At 56.2% G+C, this 18,720-nt stretch carries 11 protein-coding genes and 3 pseudogenes; 10 read left to right on the forward strand and 4 right to left on the reverse strand.

The features are described from left to right. The first annotated feature begins 5 nt into the window (after nucleotides 1-5). Complete coding sequence (locus BMS17_RS19010; RefSeq protein ID WP_077431431.1) at nucleotides 6-2,090, forward strand: AIPR family protein; 2,085 nt, start codon at nucleotides 6-8, stop codon at nucleotides 2,088-2,090. Between the two features lie 133 nt (nucleotides 2,091-2,223). On the opposite strand, the gene BMS17_RS19015 is transcribed toward BMS17_RS19010, so the two are convergent. From BMS17_RS19015 to BMS17_RS19025, 3 genes are all read right to left on the reverse strand, one after another. After that, nucleotides 2,224-3,474 carry a ribonucleotide-diphosphate reductase subunit beta gene (locus BMS17_RS19015; protein WP_007943877.1) on the reverse strand — a complete coding sequence of 417 codons (1,251 nt, stop codon included), beginning with the start codon at nucleotides 3,472-3,474 and terminating at the stop codon, nucleotides 2,224-2,226. Nucleotides 3,475-3,990: 516 nt separating this feature from the next. After that, nucleotides 3,991-4,305 (reverse strand): hypothetical protein, encoded by a 315-nt coding sequence (locus BMS17_RS19020; protein ID WP_046031966.1) that lies wholly within the window; start codon nucleotides 4,303-4,305, stop codon nucleotides 3,991-3,993. Between the two features lie 191 nt (nucleotides 4,306-4,496). Beyond that, a complete protein-coding gene (locus BMS17_RS19025) occupies nucleotides 4,497-4,760 on the reverse strand; it encodes a DUF2790 domain-containing protein (RefSeq protein WP_046031965.1) in 264 nt (87 codons plus the stop codon). Between the two features lie 561 nt (nucleotides 4,761-5,321). Between BMS17_RS19025 and BMS17_RS19030 the strand changes: the two are divergent. The 9 genes and pseudogenes from BMS17_RS19030 to argR form a co-directional block, all read left to right on the forward strand. Further along, nucleotides 5,322-5,510: pseudogene (locus BMS17_RS19030) on the forward strand (acetyl-coenzyme A synthetase N-terminal domain-containing protein); the annotation flags it as partial. Between the two features lie 47 nt (nucleotides 5,511-5,557). After that, a pseudogene (locus BMS17_RS19035) lies at nucleotides 5,558-6,430 on the forward strand (AMP-binding protein); the annotation flags it as partial. 13 nt (nucleotides 6,431-6,443) lie between these two features. After that, nucleotides 6,444-7,748: pseudogene (locus BMS17_RS19040) on the forward strand (acetate--CoA ligase); the annotation flags it as partial. A 684-nt stretch (nucleotides 7,749-8,432) separates the two neighbouring features. After that, nucleotides 8,433-9,209, forward strand: coding sequence for an ABC transporter substrate-binding protein (locus BMS17_RS19045; protein WP_077431435.1), 777 nt, complete (start codon nucleotides 8,433-8,435; stop codon nucleotides 9,207-9,209). 91 nt (nucleotides 9,210-9,300) lie between these two features. Further along, nucleotides 9,301-9,990, forward strand: a complete 690-nt coding sequence (locus BMS17_RS19050; protein ID WP_077431437.1) for an ABC transporter permease — start codon at nucleotides 9,301-9,303, stop codon at nucleotides 9,988-9,990. Further along, nucleotides 9,987-10,685, forward strand: a complete 699-nt coding sequence (locus BMS17_RS19055) for an ABC transporter permease (protein WP_077431439.1) — start codon at nucleotides 9,987-9,989, stop codon at nucleotides 10,683-10,685. Before BMS17_RS19050 ends, BMS17_RS19055 begins: the two co-directional genes overlap by 4 nt. A gap of 1 nt (nucleotide 10,686) precedes the next feature. Continuing rightward, the gene (locus BMS17_RS19060) at nucleotides 10,687-11,799 is read left to right on the forward strand and encodes a succinylglutamate desuccinylase/aspartoacylase family protein (RefSeq protein WP_046031525.1); all 1,113 of its coding nucleotides are present in this window, start codon (nucleotides 10,687-10,689) and stop codon (nucleotides 11,797-11,799) included. A gap of 27 nt (nucleotides 11,800-11,826) precedes the next feature. After that, nucleotides 11,827-12,591, forward strand: coding sequence for an ABC transporter ATP-binding protein (locus BMS17_RS19065; protein WP_046031526.1), 765 nt, complete (start codon nucleotides 11,827-11,829; stop codon nucleotides 12,589-12,591). Between the two features lie 246 nt (nucleotides 12,592-12,837). Beyond that, nucleotides 12,838-13,818: a transcriptional regulator ArgR gene (gene argR / locus BMS17_RS19070; RefSeq protein ID WP_046031527.1), complete on the forward strand. Its 981-nt coding sequence runs from the start codon at nucleotides 12,838-12,840 to the stop codon at nucleotides 13,816-13,818. Nucleotides 13,819-13,851: 33 nt separating this feature from the next. Here argR and BMS17_RS19075 read toward each other — a convergent pair whose 3' ends face one another. After that, nucleotides 13,852-18,555: a dermonecrotic toxin domain-containing protein gene (locus BMS17_RS19075; protein ID WP_077431441.1), complete on the reverse strand. Its 4,704-nt coding sequence runs from the start codon at nucleotides 18,553-18,555 to the stop codon at nucleotides 13,852-13,854. Nucleotides 18,556-18,720: the final 165 nt, after the last annotated feature.

The raw sequence follows: 18,720 nt of genomic DNA on the forward strand, positions 1-18,720 counted from the left end.
ATGTAATGGAGCTGATCGATTATCACCGGGATTTAATTGAGACGGTTCGCGCACGAGCTGAGTCTTCTAGGGACTTCGTAAGGGCTAGCTTTGTTGAAGAATGTGGGGAACTGCTGACAGGTGCCGAAGAACTACTAGGTTTTGAAGTATGTCGCTTTGAAGGCCTCGCTAAAAGAAGGAAGCTTCTTGTAGATGGATATTCATTCGACGATGCTGATAATTCGCTATCTTTAATGGTTTGCGAGTTTTTCAATGAAGACGAGATCTCGACATTTAATACTTCAGATGTTCAGAAAACATTTGGCATGCTTCGAGCTTTCTTGGAAGAGTCCCTTAATGGCACGTTGACAGATGGTAGTGTGGATGAAAGCCAGCCTGGCTATGGCCTTGCCAGCGACTTGATGGATTGGCATTCAAAGATATCCAAGTATCGATTTTATTTAATTAGTGACGGTTTGCTAAAAACCAGAACTAAAGATTGGTTGGAGCAAGATATTAATGGCACCGCCGTAGAGTTGCACATCTGGGATGTAGGTCGTTTCCATTCCGCTTATGTCTCTGCGACCGGACGTGATGAGTTAACTGTTGATTTTTCAGAGGTGGAGGGAAGGGGGTTACCTTGCCTCGCAGCAGCGCATTCTGAGGGAGAATACAAAGCTTATCTTTGCATGATATCAGGCGATTCTTTAGCTGATATTTATGAAAAGTATGGTAGCAGACTTTTAGAGGGCAACGTTCGGACGTTTCTCAGTGCTAAAGGTAAAGTTAACTCCGCCATTCAAAATACCATTCGCACTCAACCAGAAATGTTCTTCGCGTTTAATAATGGTATAGCTGCAACGGCCGAAAACATTGTTTTGTGTTCAGATAGTGGAAGCTTGCGTATACAGAGTGCTACGAATTTGCAGATCGTAAATGGCGGTCAAACCACTGCTTCTCTAGCACTTGCGAAGCGGGGCGGTAGCGGTAAAAAAGATGTGGCTGATCTATCGAAAGTAATGGTTCAAATGAAGTTGTCTGTTCTGCCGCCGGAAAGAGCGGGAACATTAACACCTGAGATAGCTCGATTTGCCAACAGTCAAAATAAAGTTAGTGATGCAGACTTCTTTTCAAATCATCCGTTTCATATTCGGCTGGAGGATTTTTCACGTAGGTTATTCACATCCCCAGTTGGTGGTGCACAACATGGTACTCATTGGTTTTACGAGCGTGCTCGAGGACAGTATGTTAATGAGCAGGCTAAGCTTTCAGCTTCTCAGAAGACTCAGTTTCAATTGCAAAATCCGAGGAGTCAGTTATTTACCAAAACTGATGTCGCTAAATATGAGAATACATGGAAGGAACAGCCCCACAAAGTGAGCATGGGCGCACAGAAAAATTTCATGTTCTTTGCTGACACTATTTCAAAATCTTGGGCCGCAGATGGAAGAATTTACACTGAGGAGTATTTTCGTTCTCTTGTAGCTTTGGCTATTATCTTTCGTAGCACTGAGTCAATTGTAACTCAGCAAGAGTGGTATCAAGGGGGGTATCGTGCCAACATCGTAACTTACTCGATAGCGAAACTGCACAATCTAATCGCCGAAGAGCAGCTTGGTAAACAATTGAGTTTGCGTAGCATTTGGGATCGGCAGTGTATTGATGAGGTTCTGTCGGAACAGATAGCGATCATTGCAAAGTATGTCTTCCAAGTGCTGACAGATCCTGATCGTCCTAAAGATAACGTCACTGAGTGGGCGAAAATGCAGGCTTGTTGGGAGCAGGTTCGGGATTGTAAAGTGACGTTAAGTACTGGTTTTATCCAAACTTTACAAGATTTAAAAGGTGTTCATGAGGCATCCGAGAGTTCCAAGGTTACTCAAAAACTAGATGATGGTATAGAAATTCAGATGTTGGTAGTTGATGTGCCAGGCATTGAATGGAGTAGAATGCTTAACTGGGGTGTAAAAAAAGATAAGCTCAGCCCTAAGCAAATCAGCTTGTTGCGTGGTGCTACATTAATTCCTAAGAAATTACCTACTGAAAAGCAGTGTATCGAAATTTGGAAAGTTAGAAACAAGTTAATAGAGTTTGGGTATTTAGCACTATAGTGCGTGTATTTTTGGGTGTGCTTATAAGTCTCTTGGAAAAAAGTTCTCCGGTTTAAGTGTCGTAGAGTTGAAGTGAAAATTATCTTTATAAATAAAAAGCCCTGTATTCAGGGCTTTTTATTTCAGCTTTGAATCAATCCCAGCTCAACGCCCCACCAGTCTGATACTCAATAACTCTCGTCTCAAAGAAATTCTTCTCTTTCTTCAAGTCCATAATCTCGCTCATCCAAGGGAACGGGTTAGTCGTCCCTGGATACTCTTCCTTCAAACCAATCTGGCTCAAACGACGGTTAGCGATGAACTTCAGGTAGTCCTCCATCATCGCCGCATTCATGCCCAACACCCCACGAGGCATGGTGTCACGTGCGTATTCGATCTCCAGCTGAGTGCCCTGCAGAATCATCTGCGAAGCCTCTTCCTTCATCTCGGCATCCCACAGGTGCGGGTTTTCGATTTTGATCTGGTTGATCACGTCGATGCCGAAGTTCAGGTGCATGGATTCGTCGCGCAGGATGTACTGGAACTGCTCTGCGACGCCGGTCATTTTGTTGCGGCGGCCCATGGAGAGGATCTGGGTGAAGCCGCAGTAGAAGAAGATGCCTTCCAGAACGCAGTAGTAGGCGATCAGGTTGCGCAGCAGCTCTTTGTCGGTTTCGACGGTGCCGGTTTCGAACTTCGGATCGGAGATCGAGCGGGTGTACTTGAGGCCCCAGGTGGCTTTTTTCGCGACCGATGGGATCTCGTGGTACATGTTGAAGATCTCGCCTTCATCCATGGCCAACGATTCGATGCAGTACTGGTAGGCGTGGGTGTGGATCGCCTCTTCAAAGGCCTGGCGCAGGATGTATTGGCGGCATTCCGGGTTGGTGATCAGGCGGTACACGGCCAGGACCAGGTTGTTGGCAACCAGGGAGTCGGCGGTGGAGAAGAAGCCGAGGTTGCGCATGACGATGCGACGCTCGTCGTCGGTCAGGCCTTCCGGGTCTTTCCAGAGGGCGATGTCGGCGGTCATGTTGACTTCTTGCGGCATCCAGTGGTTTGCGCAACCGTCCAGATACTTCTGCCAGGCCCAGTCGTACTTGAACGGTACGAGTTGGTTAAGGTCGGCGCGGCAGTTGATCATGCGCTTTTCGTCGACAGCGACGCGGGCGGAGGCGCCTTCGAGTTCGGCGAGGCCTTCGGCGACGTCGAGGGTGTCCAGGGCAGCTTTGGCACGGGCGATGGCGGCAGAGTCGTTCGCGGTAACGGCGCGAGCTTCTTGAGCGGCGACACCACCAGCGGTGTCGAGTCGGTCCATGTTGGCTTCGGTCGCGTGGCCGGCGTTAGCGCCTTTTACCACGGCTTCGCCGCTGTCTTCTTTGTCGAATTCGTCCCAGCTCAGCATGACGTGTCGTCTCCTGCGTGAGGGCCAGATGCCCGTGTGAAAACTGATAGGTTGGTTTTTCACACGGCCGTACTGGCCGCGTTGGATAGCGTTTTTTGCAGCGGTACACGCAGGCAAATAAACATAATTTTGTACGGGGTTCCGAGAGCCGCTGATGGCGCTGCAGTCGCTGGCGACGTCGCTTTGGGCTTCGGACTGGCTTTCATCCCTGTAAGGGAATATTGCAGGCCCGTTTAAGGCGGCATTATAGGGAAATTTTTGCGGCCGTGGTGGGGCGAATCCGCGCATGGAGCGGTCGAGAAGGAGGGTTTTTCGGTCGGAGCGAGGGTTTATAGGGCTTTGGCTGGAGATCGCGGGTGCAGATTTTTTTTCATAAATTTTGATGAATTGATTTCTTGTTCAAAAAACAGCCAGAAAATCAGGTTTTTCACTACATGTTGTGTTTTGAGCCGGTTTCCGGTGGCTCCAGACACAACTAAGCCCGACCGAAGTCGGGCTGTAAGTCACGCTCGATGATCAGCTCAGGCGAGCGGCACCGACGTGGTCTGTGCCATCAGCAGCAACCTTGGCAGCACCAGTGTGATCGAAGCCATCGGCGGCGAGTTTGGCAGCGCCAGTGTGATCGAAGCCGTCCGAAGCAAGTTTGCCGGCGCCAATGTGGTCTGCGCCATCAGCGGCGAAGGAGGCCGAGCCGGTGTGATCGTAACCATCAGCAGCGACAGCCGCTTCAGTGGTGTAAGAAGCCGAGCCGGTGCGGTCGTAGCCGTCGGCGGCAAAAGTGTTGGCGGCCAGGACGGACAGGGTCAGGGCGAAGATCAATTTGGTTTTCATGGTGGTGGCTCCAGGTTTGTGGACGTTTTGTGCCTTGGGTGTGGAATTCATACTACGCCAGCTATTTCGATTAAAAAGTGCAAATAAACGCTTAAAACAATCGAACAAATCGATATTAAAGGTTCGGCGCTGCATTGGCCTGGAAGGGCGGGCGAATGGGTCGAACCTTGGGGGGAAGTGAGAGCCGGGAATTAGCCGTTAGAGCAGCCGTTGCCCATGATGCTGTAGCGCAAAATATGGCGTTGGCCCTTGGAATCGTCGTATTCCATTTTCATCGGGACAACTTCACACACGTTTGGTACTTCGCTCATGGAGACAACTTTGGCGATGTCCAGGTGGGTGGAGTAAGTGTATTCCTCAACTACCGGTTGTTGCTGTGCGACATCAGTCGGGGCCTCGTCTGCCATGGCGGTTGCGCACAGGCTGCTGAGGACCAGAACTAATAAAGCTTTCATGTCGGATTTACCTTTTAGAGGTCGAATGGGGTCACGCAACCTTTGTGGGGTTGCGTGTGGAGCTTGGTTACCGGAGTGCTTGATTAACGGCCTTCGTGGGGGCTGCAACTTGGTTAATCAGATTGCCTTGTTGGCGTGGCAGATTTTAGGCGTGGGGGTTTCAATCATATAGCCGTGGTTTTGATAAACACTTTTGACAGATTTCGTAACAATCCACGTAAACAGCCCCGTCTATCCAGGACAACGCACGACGTGTAGCAGCTGGCGAAGCCTGCGTCCGGCTGCGCAGCAGTCGTATATCCGGCTAAACGCGGTCTGCCTGATACACCGCAATTGCTGATTTTACGACTGCTGCGCAGCCGGACGCAGGCTTCGCCAGCTGCTACAGACCGCATTGTGGCGGGGGGTTGAAACACCCTGAAAGAGGCGTGGTAGTTGGGGTTGCGGGCTATTCACGACATTTTGTAGGGGCTTGTTACTACCATCGTCGAATGGTTCTATAGGCCCGGCACGGCTAAAACGGTGCCATACAAAAACAACTATTCCACCGAGGTAAGAAAGATGAGTGCGGCTTCCCTGTATCCCGTTCGTCCCGAGGTTCTGGCTAATACGCTGACTGACGAGGCGACCTACAAGGCCATGTACCAGCAATCGGTCGTCAACCCGGACGGTTTCTGGCGTGAACAGGCCAAGCGCCTCGACTGGATCAAGCCTTTCACCACGGTGAAGCAGACCTCCTTCGACGATCACCATGTCGACATCATCACAAAAACAACTATTCCACCGAGGTAAGAAAGATGAGTGCGGCTTCCCTGTATCCCGTTCGTCCCGAGGTTCTGGCTAATACGCTGACTGACGAGGCGACCTACAAGGCCATGTACCAGCAATCGGTCGTCAACCCGGACGGTTTCTGGCGTGAACAGGCCAAGCGCCTCGACTGGATCAAGCCTTTCACCACGGTGAAGCAGACCTCCTTCGACGATCACCATGTCGACATCAAATGGTTCGCCGACGGCACGCTGAACGTTTCCTACAACTGCCTCGACCGTCACCTGGCCGAGCGCGGTGATCAGATCGCGATCATTTGGGAAGGGGATGAYCCYGCCGAAAGCCGCAACATCACTTACCGCGARCTGCACGAACAAGTCTGCAAGTTCGCCAACGCCCTGCGTGGTCAGGACGTACACCGCGGCGACGTGGTGACTATCTATATGCCGATGATCCCTGAAGCCGTGGTCGCCATGCTGGCCTGTACCCGGATCGGCGCGATTCACTCGGTKGTGTTCGGCGGTTTCTCCCCGGAAGCCCTGGCCGGTCGCATCATCGACTGCAAATCCAAAGTGGTGATCACCGCTGACGAAGGCGTTCGTGCCGGCAAGAAAATCCCGCTCAAGGCCAACGTCGACGACGCGCTGACCAACCCGGAAACCAGCAGCATCCAGAAGGTCATCGTGTGCCAGCGCACCGGTGGCGAGATCAAGTGGAACCAGCATCGCGACATCTGGTACGAAGACCTGATGAAAGTGGCGGGCACCGTGTGCGCGCCTAAAGAGATGGGTGCCGAAGAAGCGCTGTTCATCCTTTACACCTCTGGCTCCACCGGCAAGCCGAAGGGCGTGCAGCACACCACCGGCGGTTATCTGCTGTATGCGGCCATGACCCATGAGCGTGTGTTCGACTACCATCGTGTGCCAGCGCACCGGTGGCGAGATCAAGTGGAACCAGCATCGCGACATCTGGTACGAAGACCTGATGAAAGTGGCGGGCACCGTGTGCGCGCCTAAAGAGATGGGTGCCGAAGAAGCGCTGTTCATCCTTTACACCTCTGGCTCCACCGGCAAGCCGAAGGGCGTGCAGCACACCACCGGCGGTTATCTGCTGTATGCGGCCATGACCCATGAGCGTGTGTTCGACTACCGTCCGGGCGAAATCTTCTGGTGCACCGCCGACGTCGGCTGGGTCACGGGCCACAGTTACATCGTCTACGGCCCGCTGGCCAACGGCGCGACCACGTTGCTGTTCGAAGGCGTGCCGAACTACCCGGACATCACCCGTGTGGCGAAGATCGTCGACAAGCACAAGGTCAACATCCTCTACACCGCACCAACGGCGATCCGCGCGATGATGGCCTCGGGCACCGCCGCTGTTGAAGGCGCCGATGGCAGCAGCCTGCGTCTGCTGGGTTCGGTCGGCGAGCCGATCAACCCGGAAGCCTGGGACTGGTACTACAAGAACGTCGGCAAGTCCCGTTGCCCGATCGTCGATACCTGGTGGCAGACCGAAACCGGCGGCAACATGATGAGCCCGTTGCCGGGCGCTCACGGCCTCAAGCCGGGTTCTGCGGCACGTCCGTTCTTCGGTGTGGTGCCGGCCCTGGTGGATAACCTGGGCAACATCATCGACGGCGTTGCCGAGGGCAACCTGGTGATTCTCGATTCGTGGCCAGGCCAGGCCCGTACGCTGTTTGGCGATCATGACCGTTTCGTCGACACTTACTTCAAGACCTTCCGCGGCATGTATTTCACCGGTGACGGTGCCCGTCGCGATGCCGATGGTTACTACTGGATCACCGGTCGCGTGGACGATGTGCTCAACGTGTCCGGGCACCGCATGGGCACCGCCGAAATCGAAAGTGCGATGGTTGCTCACCCGAAAGTCGCCGAAGCGGCGGTGGTCGGGGTGCCGCACGACATCAAGGGGCAGGGCATTTATGTCTACGTCACCCTGAACGGTGGCGAAGAGCCAAGCGAGCAACTGCGCCTGGAGCTGAAAAACTGGGTGCGCAAAGAGATCGGCCCGATCGCTTCGCCGGATGTGATCCAGTGGGCACCGGGGCTGCCGAAGACTCGTTCGGGCAAGATCATGCGCCGGATTCTGCGCAAGATTGCCACGGCCGAGTACGACGGGTTGGGGGATATCTCCACCCTGGCGGATCCGGGTGTGGTGCAGCATTTGATTGATACGCACAAGACCATGAATGTTGCTTAAGTAGCGGGTCTTGAACCATTGAAACCCTGCCAGGTGGTGAGCCTGGTGGGGTTTTTTATTGCCTGGGTTTTGTGGTGGCAGGTCGGGCCTCATCGCGAGCAAGCTCGCTCCCACAAGGGATCTGCGTGGTAACCCAATCAACTGTGGGAGCGAGCTTGCTCGCGATAGCGGTCGACCAGGCACTTCATAAACAACAGCCAATAATTATCGGGCTCAGTTGTAGGCCCTTTCCCACTGTTACCCATCCCCCTTCAAGTAACTGAATGTGTAACCGCACGCGCCAATTCGAGGCATAGGGAAACGCCAAGCCCCATTCCTGGACCTCTTTAGCCCCCCTGGAAAATAAGAACTAACGCCAAGCTTGCCGGATTAGAAGGGTTTGCCAATAATAGGCCCGCAATTTGCAACATAGATCGGTTAACTGTCTTTTGCTCCTGCATGATTTTGCAGGGCTGTCAACGCGCTCAAGCGGCTTTCTCTGTGCTTCTGTAATTAGTTGTCGCATTGAAGAAATATCGGCTTCGGGCCTGTCGTTAGAATGCCGGTCACTCGCTCGTCAGTGTCCGTGTTGAAAATCAACACGCGATTCCCAGGACGCAGCAATCGCTTTTGTGGTTCTACTCACTCGCATATTGGGCTGTCGCTCACTCTGCCGTTTTTGCCCTTTACCGATGGAGTCCCAAGATGAAGAAACTCGTGCTGCTTGGCGCCCTGGCACTGTCCGTGCTGTCCCTGCCAACCTTCGCCGATGAAAAGCCTCTGAAAATTGGTATCGAAGCGGCTTACCCTCCGTTCGCTTCCAAAGCACCGGACGGCAGCATCGTTGGTTTCGACTACGACATCGGCAACGCCCTGTGCGAAGAGATGAAGGTCAAGTGCGTGTGGGTCGAGCAAGAGTTCGACGGTCTGATCCCGGCCCTCAAAGTGCGCAAGATCGACGCGATCCTGTCGTCCATGTCGATCACTGAAGACCGCAAGAAGTCTGTCGACTTCACCAACAAGTACTACAACACCCCGGCTCGCCTGGTCATGAAGGCCGGCACTCAAGTCAGCGACGGCCTGACTGAATTGAAGGGCAAGAACATTGGCGTGCAGCGTGGTTCGATCCACGAGCGTTTCGCCCGTGAAGTCCTGGCCCCGCTGGGTGCCGAGGTCAAGCCTTACGGTTCGCAGAACGAAATCTATCTCGACGTGGCCGCCGGTCGCCTCGACGGCACCGTGGCAGACGCTACGCTGCTGGATGACGGTTTCCTGAAAACCGACGCTGGCAAAGGCTTCGCCTTCGTTGGCCCGGCCTTCACCGACGTCAAATACTTCGGCGACGGCGTAGGTATCGCTGTTCGCAAGGACGACAAGGCTGATCTGGACAAGCTCAACGCTGCCATCGCTGCCATTCGTGAGAACGGCAAGTACAAGCAAATCCAGGACAAGTACTTCGCCTTCGATATCTACGGCAAGTAATACGTCCAAGCGACAAGTCCGAAATGGCGCAAGCAACAGGATCTCTGAGGTTTGCGCCATTTTTTCATCCCAACTTTCGAGGACCTGAATCATGTTGAAAGGCTACGGGGCTGTCATCCTCGATGGCGCATGGCTGACGCTTCAGCTCGCCTTGTCGTCCATGGCCTTGGCCATCGTTCTGGGTCTGATCGGCGTTGCGCTGCGTCTGTCGCCGGTTCGCTGGCTGGCCTGGCTGGGCGATCTGTACTCCACGGTGATCCGCGGTATTCCCGATCTGGTGTTGATCCTGCTGATTTTCTACGGCGGTCAGGACCTGCTCAACCGCGTCGCACCGCTGCTGGGCTTTAACGACTACATCGACCTGAACCCGTTGGCCGCCGGTATCGGCACCCTGGGTTTCATCTTCGGTGCGTACCTGTCGGAAACCTTCCGTGGCGCCTTCATGGCGATCCCGAAGGGGCAGGCAGAGGCTGGCATGGCGTACGGCATGAGCAGTTTTCAGGTGTTCTTCCGGGTATTGGTGCCGCAGATGATTCGCCTGGCGATTCCGGGCTTTACCAATAACTGGCTGGTCTTGACCAAGGCCACCGCGCTGATTTCGGTGGTGGGCCTGCAAGACATGATGTTCAAGGCCAAGCAGGCGGCAGATGCCACCCGCGAGCCTTTCACCTTCTTCCTCGCAGTGGCGGCGATGTACCTGGTGATCACCAGCGTCTCGTTGCTGGCATTGCGTCACCTTGAGAAGCGCTACTCGGTAGGCGTAAGGGCGGCTGATCTATGATCTTCGACTACAACGTCATTTGGGAGTCCTTGCCGCTGTACCTCGGCGGCTTGGTGACTACCCTCAAATTGCTCGCGCTGTCGCTGTTTTTCGGCCTGCTGTGCGCCTTGCCGCTGGGCTTGATGCGCGTCTCGAAAAACGCCGCCGTCAACATGAGCGCCTGGCTCTACACCTACGTGATCCGCGGCACGCCGATGCTGGTGCAGCTGTTTTTGATCTACTACGGGTTGGCGCAATTCGAAGCAGTCCGTGAAAGCTTCCTGTGGCCGTGGCTGTCCAGCGCAACGTTCTGTGCGTGCCTGGCCTTTGCCATCAACACCAGCGCCTACACCGCTGAAATCATCGCCGGCAGCCTGCGTGCTACGCCGAACGGCGAGATCGAAGCCGCCAAGGCCATGGGCATGTCGCGCTACAAAATGTACAAGCGAATCCTGTTGCCATCGGCCCTGCGCCGGGCGTTGCCGCAGTACAGCAACGAAGTGATCATGATGCTGCAGACCACCAGTCTGGCGTCCATCGTGACCCTGATCGACATCACCGGTGCCGCGCGCACGGTCAACGCCCAGTTCTACCTGCCGTTCGAAGCCTACATCACCGCCGGCGTGTTCTACCTGTGCCTGACCTTCATTCTGGTGAAGCTGTTCAAACTGGCAGAGCGCCGCTGGCTGGGCTACCTGGCCCCGCGGAAGCACTGATATGGAACGCATCGATCATGCATTGCCGTGGAGCCACCTGGGCAGCGAACGCCAGATTTCGGTGTTCCGCTTCGGCTGCGGCGAGCGCAAGGCCTACATTCAGGCCAGCCTGCACGCCGATGAACTGCCGGGGATGCGCACGGCCTGGGAGCTGAAAAAGCGCCTGGCCGAACTCGAAGCCCAGGGCTTGCTCAACGGCGTGATCGAACTGGTGCCAGTGGCTAATCCGATGGGCCTCGGTCAATTGGTTCAAGGCAATCATCAAGGGCGTTTCGAAGCGGGCAGCGGCAAGAACTTCAACCGTGATTTCGTCGAGTTGAGTGCGCCGGTTGCGGCTGCGTTGGCTGGAAGTCTTGGTGATGATGCGCATGCCAACATTCGCTTGATCCGTCAGGCGATGGCTGATCATCTGGCCGAATTGCCAGAGGCGAGCAGCCAGTTGCAAGGCATGCAACGCATCTTGCTCAGCCACGCCTGCACGGCTGACGTGGTGCTGGATTTGCATTGCGATTCGGAAGCGGCGCTGCATATGTACGCGCTGCCACAACACTGGCCGCATTGGCGTTCGTTGGCTGCGCACCTGAATGTGCGGGTCGGCCTGCTGGCGGAAGATTCCGGTGGCAGTTCGTTCGACGAAGCCTGCTCGCTGCCATGGCTGCGTTTGTCGCGCCTGTTCCCGGAGGCGCAGATTCCACTGGCGTGTCTGGCGACTACCATTGAATTAGGTGGGCAGGCTGATACCGGTCGCGTTGAGTCTGAGGCTCACGCTGAAGGCATTCTGGCGTTCCTCGCCGAACAGGGCTTGATCAGCGGTGAATGGCCGAAACCTGCGCAAGAGCCTTGCGAAGGCATGCCGTTCGAAGGCACTGAATTGTTGTTTGCACCGCACCCTGGTGTGGTGAGTTTTCTGCGTAAACCCGGTGAGTGGATCGAAACCGGTGACGAGATTTTTGAAGTGATCGATCCGTTGTCGGATCGGGTCAGCACGGTGTGTGCTGGTACGTCCGGGGTGCTGTTTGCCATTGAACGGCTGCGTTATGCCCAACCCGGTTTCTGGCTGGCCAAGGTGGCGGGGCGCGAAGCGCTGCGTCACGGGCGCTTGCTCAACGACTGACTGACTGTTTTTGTGAGAACCGACCGCATGTACAAACTTGAAGTCCAAGACCTGCATAAACGCTATGGCAGTCACGAAGTGCTCAAGGGCGTGTCCCTGAAAGCGGCGGCTGGCGATGTGATCAGCATCATCGGCTCCAGTGGCTCCGGCAAAAGTACCTTCCTGCGCTGCATCAACCTGCTGGAGCAGCCGCACGCGGGCAGGATTCTGCTCAACAACGAAGAGCTGAAACTGGTCGCCAACAAGGACGGCGCGCTGAAAGCGGCCGACCCGAAGCAGCTGCAACGCATGCGTTCGCGCCTGTCGATGGTGTTCCAGCATTTCAACTTGTGGTCGCACATGACCGCGCTGGAAAACATCATGGAAGCGCCGGTTCACGTGCTGGGCATGTCCAAGGCCGAAGCCCGCGAAAAAGCCGAGCACTACCTGAACAAGGTAGGCGTGGGTCATCGCAAGGACGCTTACCCGGGCCACATGTCCGGCGGCGAACAGCAACGCGTGGCGATTGCCCGTGCGCTGGCGATGGAACCTGAGGTGATGCTGTTTGACGAACCGACCTCGGCACTCGACCCGGAGCTGGTCGGCGACGTGCTGAAAGTCATGCAGGCCCTGGCCCAGGAAGGCCGGACCATGGTGGTGGTGACGCACGAAATGGGCTTTGCCCGTGAAGTGTCGAACCAGCTGGTGTTCCTGCACAAAGGTGTCGTTGAAGAAAGTGGCAATCCGCGTGAGGTGCTGGTCAATCCCCAGTCCGAGCGCCTGCAACAATTCCTCTCGGGCAGCTTGAAGTAATCAGGGCTGCCGTTGTGCACCGCGATAGTGCATGCTTCGCAGTCTGAAAGCTGGCCCCGATTTACTGTGGGAGCTGGCTTGCCTGCGATGGCGGTGGGCCAGTTAGCATCTTTGGCACTGATACACCGCTATCGCAGGCAAGCCAGCTCCCACATTTGATCTTTGCTGGCTTTGAGATTTGTGTTCATTTCCGGGCTAGCATTGGCCCATGCCTTCATCACCGTTCTTCGTTTCGGATTGCCCGCCATGACTGCCCATCGAATTGGTTTCCTGATTTGGCCCAGCACTAAAGCCCTGACGCTTGCGCTGGCTGAGGAGGCCTTGCGTGTTGCCCAGCGTGTGCACCCGGACGTGGTTTACGAACTGTCGTTTTTGCAGGCCGAACCGGCGACCGAAGGCGCCTGGCAATTGCCGGGTGAGCCCTGGGCCGGCAAGCTCGAAAACTTCCAGAAGCTGTTTCTACTCGCCGATGAGCCGCCGACTGCACTCGCGCCGGCGCTCAGCAGTGCGTTGAAACAGCTGGTGCGGGCCGGTTGCGTGATTGGCGGTTTGTCGGCCGGTGTTTACCCGTTGGCGCAATTGGGTTTGCTCGACGGCTATCGTGCTGCCGTGCATTGGCGCTGGCAGGACGATTTCGCCGAACGTTTTCCGAAAGTCATCGCCACCAGCCACCTGTTCGATTGGGATCGCGATCGTCTGACCGCGTGCGGCGGCCTGTCGGTACTCGACCTGTTGCTGGCCGTGTTGGCCCGTGATCACGGCGCCGAACTGGCGGGTGCCGTGTCGGAAGAACTGGTGGTCGAGCGCATTCGCGAAGGCGGCGAGCGTCAACGCATTCCTTTGCAAAACCGTCTCGGCTCCAGCCATCCGAAGCTCACCCAAGCGGTGTTGCTGATGGAGGCCAACATCGAAGAGCCGTTGACCACCGACGAAATCGCCCAGCACGTGTGCGTGTCCCGTCGACAGTTGGAGCGCATCTTCAAGCAGTACCTCAACCGTGTGCCGAGCCAGTATTACCTGGAGTTGCGCTTGAACAAGGCGCGGCAGATGTTGATGCAAACCAGCAAGTCGATCATCCAGATCGGCCTGTCGTGTGGCTTTTCCTCGGGGCCGCATTTCTCTAGCGCCTACCGCAACTTTTTTGGTGCCACGCCGCGCGAAGATCGCAACCAGCGGCGCAGCAGCAGTCCGTTCGAATTGTCGTCAGTGCCGTCCGAGCGCGGCTGACAGTGCTCGCCGCGCCCGGACATGCAGGCTGCTTTACTCGTCTACTTCGGAACCACCAGACGTCGATATCTCCATCTGGCCTTGGTTGATGATTTCTTCCACACCGAAATCCACTCCAGTGCGCTCGAAGTAGCTGACCAGCCGTGACAGGCTCTCCACGGAAAACCGGTTGCCTCTGAAATTGATGTTCTCTGCGATTTTCAGTGGCAACTCCAGAATTTCGCTGGGCACTTCGGTGATTGCGTTTGCGCTCAGGTCTGCCCATTCCAGTTCACTCATTTGCATCAGCCCGTGCGGTAGTTCGGTGATGCCGGTGTCATTGAGCAGGATGGTCTCCAGGCTGCTCATTTGGCTCAGGTCGGGTGCTTGCTCCAGCCTGTTGTAGCCCAGGTCCAGATACTCCAATTGTTCCATTGCCGCCAATGCACTGACTGAATCAGTGGTCAAGCGGACGCGGCAATGTGGCAGCGATAACGACCGGAGTTGACCCATCTTGAACACGGCTTCCGGTATTTCTCCGAGATTGCAGTAGCGCAATCTGAGGTTTTTGAGCTTGGGGAAAGACTCCAGGAAGCGCCCGATGCGCGTTACGCCATCGGCACTCTGCAGTTCCACCGACGAAACATGATCAAAGTTGGCGCTCAGGGTTGGCAGTTCTCCATGGACAGGCGATCGGATGACCAGCTCGTAGCCGGGTTCAAGTGACGAATCAAACTCATCCAGTTCCGTTTCCTTGCGCCAGCACTGCTCCAGTAGGTGCTTGAGTTCGTCGCGGCTTGAATGTTCGAAAAACTCTTGCAATGCGGTGAAGGGTTCACCTGTCAGGGGGTGATAGGGTGGCAAGTTGGCGGTCCAGGTGGACAGATCGACTTGGAGCTGACTCAGTTCCTGCTCAAGACGGGTCAATTCGATCCGGCCGTCTTCCAGCGTACCGGGCAAGTCATACACAAATTCGCTCGCCTGCTCGACCTCCATGCCCGGATACAGCGCTCTGACGCGGACAATATCTGCCTCAGGGGCGTAGGCACCCAAATCAAAGGAAGTGCTGAAGTATTGCTGTTTGATCAGCTGTCGCGCGGCGTTGGACAGGGGATTGTGTGTGAGATAAACGCCTTGTTTTTCATACACCGCACTGTCGAACAATTCAGTGGGTAGATCAGTGATTTTATTGTCCAGCAACATCAGCGATTCAAGGTGCGGGCTTCGGAACGCGCCGCGAGGGAATTTGGACAGGCCCGTGTCACTCAGGTCCACCTGGACCAGATCGGGCATCGATTCGAGGCTCGGGACTCCTTCAATCGAATTGCGATAGAGGTCCAGTGAACTCAGTTTGTTCAGCGATTGCAGCTTCGACCAATTGGCGGCGTCAAAGTTGATCCCGCAGTCGCTCAGCACCAACGCGTCGAGGCTGGTCATCCGGGGGATGGCGTCGGGCAGTGTGCTCAGATGGAAGCGGCGCAGTTCGAGACGGCGCAGCCCTTTGAAGTGTTCTAAAAAAGCCGGGATGCCCTGGGGGGCGAAATGACCCTCGAGCGACAGTGTGGACACGTGGTTGAAATCGGCATTCAGGGTCGGCAGATCGCCCGGGACCGGATCCACAAAGGTGAGCACATAGCGCTCGACGCCATCCTCGGAGTCCAATTCCCGATCAGTTTGCCGGCGCCACGCTCGCTGGATTTCCCGGGCCAGCAACTTGCGATTACGCTGGGCGATCTGGCGATCCATATCGTTCAGCGCGAACCCTGTTTCGGCGTCGGTGGTGGGCGCGTCGAGTACCCAGCCATTCAAATCTTGACGAAGCCGGGCCAATTCGCTGGCCAGGCGCGAAAGTTCGAAGCGAGCGCCATCAGGGTGACGTTGTAACCTCAGAACCATGGACCGGAGCTCTTCCTCGTTGAGCGAGGGATAAACCTCACGAACCCGGTCGTCGAGCGTTGGCGCCATGCCGACGCGGCGGGTGTAACCCTCGGTGCCGCCGGGCAGGCGCATGGTGGTGGGGTCGTAAAAGGGTTTTCGATGAGGGTTTTTCGCAAACAGAGTGCGCAGGCCCGGTTGTTCCAGTGCGTGTTCTGCAAGGCGTTGTTTGAATCTGCGGCTGTCCCCTATCGAGGTGCGCTCTGTGTCTGGCAGTGCCTGAAACAGGGTGTGGTAAAAGTCGCCGGGAGTGGCATCGTTATCGTGAAGTCGATAGCTACCGTCTACGGTGCGCACCAGTGTTTTGAGGTTTGGAGCGTCGACGCGGCCCATGCTGTCGCGCAGGGCGCCCTCCTGTGAAAAATCCCTGACTTCAAGGCGCAGGTCAGTGGGCCAGTCGGGCAGTGTGTTCAGGCTGTGCAGCGCCAATTGATGAGTGTCTGCGGTTTCCAGTGCGTCACGAAAAAGTCCTTCGTAAGCCCGGGTAATACGCACCGCCTCCATGGCTTTCAGTGCGACGTCCTTCAGGCGTTGAGGCACTGTTCCGTTATGCAGTTGCGTCAGCTCGGTGCCCGATGCGTTGCTGGCCAGTTCTTGTGCGATGTCTGTCGGCAGCCCTTGGGTGTTGGCCTGAAGTACTTGAACTGGCCGATCCGTGGTTTTCTCCAGCGCCCGATAGCGTGATTCGAATAGCGATTTGCGATGGCTGAGCGCCCGATCGTAATCGGGGTGTTCGGTGTGGTTCTGGTCAATCAGGTTTTGAATGTCACGATCGATTTTGAAGCGTTTGATCGTGTCGGTCAGAAGTGAGGGCGGGCGATGGTTCTCGACATGAATCTCCCGTAGCACATTGTCGTGATAGCCACTGATGCGCAGGATCGCTTCGCGTTCGGCGCGGCTGAAGGATTCGACGCTATGCCCGAGGCGATGCATTACGGTATCGCGGTCCCAGCTCAGCGGCTGTTCCAGCTCGGTCGTCCAGGCACCGTGGCCGTTGTGGCGCAAGGTGGGCTGATAGGCGTCGACCTGGTCGGGATGCTCGATCTTGAACGCACCTGTCCTGGCATTCGATTGCACGGCGTACAGCTTTCCCTCGAGGGGCAGCAGCGTCTTGTTCTCGTGTCGGTACAGGCCAAGGTCATCGGGTTGCAAGCCAGCGGGCAAGTCGATGGTTTGTTCGTAGCGGGTGAGGTCCGGATTCCAGTAACGGGTTTTTCCGTCCGGGCCCGGCACCGGTTTGAGCGGCTCGATCAGCGCCACTGATTCAGGGGAAAGCAGGCGCTGGAAGGTGCGGGCGGCAATGGCGCTGCCGATCACAAATGTTCCCGTTTGAACCACGGTTTCGACCACGCTCATCAGTTGCCTGAACGCTTCTGTTTTTTGGTCTTCGGCCCAGTCCACGATACCTTCGAAGGTTTCGTCGAGGACCTGATAGGCCATGTAGGCCAGCATCAATTCGCCGAGGAAGGGCACGAACGGCAAGGCGACGAACGTTGCGACTTCCAGGACCGCCGAGGCCACTTTGCTGAAGGCGTCCCACATTGCCCAGCGTGCGTTCTGGTCGGCGCGAGCGGTGGAGACGGCAACGGTGCTTGCATCATTGAGGATCTTGTTCAGCTGCCGTTGATAGAGGTGGTTCCACAGTCCCGCCCTGAACGGGGTCATCGAAAACCGTAGATTGGGATGGTCGATCGGGGTTTCCCGCCAGCTCGGCAGTGGGTCACCACGGGTATGCCGATGCCAGGTGACGGCCTGCAGGCGACGATTGAGATCAGCAAAGAAATAGCCCCGTTCGTGGTGATCGACGAATCGACTGAAAAACGCTTGATAAGCGGGTGAGTGCAGCTTGTGGGTCAGTTCATTCATGAACGCCACGGTGTCGGGGTATTGCTTGAGCGGATGCTCCGGATCATCGGGGATGTAGGCGATGATCCGGGTGGCCTTGGTTGTGTGGCTCGATTTGGCGCTGAATACGATGATGCCGGTCAGCGATGACGACATCATTGTCAGGTCGTGACAGTGCAGGGGATAGCCGTCCAGTGGCATGGGCGCGCGCGCCTCGAGCAAACGCTCGATTGCGTTATAGGCATCGTCCTCGATATCCCGGCGGGCATGAGCCAGCTTCAGCGCAGAGCGAAGTGCTGCCTGGTTTGTTTGGCCGACCTTCGATTTCAAAACAGCCCCGGCTACCCGGTTGGTCAGCCCCAGATTGTCTTTGAGATAAGCGTTGTATTGGCCGCCGATATCCAGTTCGCGGCACAGCTGGGTGAAGGCCTGGATCGTCAGTTTGCGAGAGACCTCGGGCAACGTATCGAACTGCCCTGTGGGCGACGGTGCGCTGATGAAGGTGGAGTCAGCCTCATAAGCGCCGACCTCGGCCTCTGATGGCTGAAAGTTGTGCAGCGCCGCGTCGAGCATCGACACCGTCCAGGTGCGGGCGGCACCGGTCTTGATCGCAAACCAGGGTGTGGTCAGCGGGATGTACAGACGCAGGAAGGTGGTTTTGACATCCAGCTCAAGGTCGAAGCGGGTTTTCAGCGCTGAGGCCAGAATCGGCTCTGCGTAGTCCTGAGCGTTTTGCACCTTCGCCAACATCGATCCCAACCGGTTTCGTTCGGTCCAGTGCGTCTGGCTTGAGCTTTTCAGCACCTGGTGTTGCAAGCGCGAAGCGGTGCGATGCCAGGGAGGCGCTTCAAGACTGGCGCTCTTCAGCGCGCCGCGCGTTTCGGTCGATGACTCTAATAGCCATGCGGGCAGGTTTTGGTAAACGTGATGAAAGTGAGAGTCCGGTTGCGAGGCGGGCTCAAAATCGTCTTGATTCATGCGCTATTCCTTTAGCGTTTGGATTAGCCGCCAGCAAAACAGATGATGATGAGTGGCGTGCGGTACATATTTACCGCACCGTTCATCAGGCCTGCCTATAACCTGCGCCGGCAGTTTAAACTGCGCCTTTGCGACGCTATATGTCGCATTGCCGTAAACCCGGCT

It is taken from the genome of Pseudomonas sp. C9 (assembly GCF_002000165.1).
Lineage (GTDB): Bacteria > Pseudomonadota > Gammaproteobacteria > Pseudomonadales > Pseudomonadaceae > Aquipseudomonas.

Coding starts and splice junctions, on each gene's coding strand:
- BMS17_RS19010 (WP_077431431.1), top strand. CDS start 6: ATGGAGCTGATCGATTATCACCGGGATTTAATTGAGACGGTTCGCGCA.
- BMS17_RS19055 (WP_077431439.1), top strand. CDS start 9,987: ATGATCTTCGACTACAACGTCATTTGGGAGTCCTTGCCGCTGTACCTC.
- BMS17_RS19015 (WP_007943877.1), bottom strand. CDS start 3,474: ATGCTGAGCTGGGACGAATTCGACAAAGAAGACAGCGGCGAAGCCGTG.
- BMS17_RS19075 (WP_077431441.1), bottom strand. CDS start 18,555: ATGAATCAAGACGATTTTGAGCCCGCCTCGCAACCGGACTCTCACTTT.
- argR (WP_046031527.1), top strand. CDS start 12,838: ATGACTGCCCATCGAATTGGTTTCCTGATTTGGCCCAGCACTAAAGCC.
- BMS17_RS19020 (WP_046031966.1), bottom strand. CDS start 4,305: ATGAAAACCAAATTGATCTTCGCCCTGACCCTGTCCGTCCTGGCCGCC.
- BMS17_RS19050 (WP_077431437.1), top strand. CDS start 9,301: ATGTTGAAAGGCTACGGGGCTGTCATCCTCGATGGCGCATGGCTGACG.
- BMS17_RS19065 (WP_046031526.1), top strand. CDS start 11,827: ATGTACAAACTTGAAGTCCAAGACCTGCATAAACGCTATGGCAGTCAC.
- BMS17_RS19060 (WP_046031525.1), top strand. CDS start 10,687: ATGGAACGCATCGATCATGCATTGCCGTGGAGCCACCTGGGCAGCGAA.
- BMS17_RS19025 (WP_046031965.1), bottom strand. CDS start 4,760: ATGAAAGCTTTATTAGTTCTGGTCCTCAGCAGCCTGTGCGCAACCGCC.
- BMS17_RS19045 (WP_077431435.1), top strand. CDS start 8,433: ATGAAGAAACTCGTGCTGCTTGGCGCCCTGGCACTGTCCGTGCTGTCC.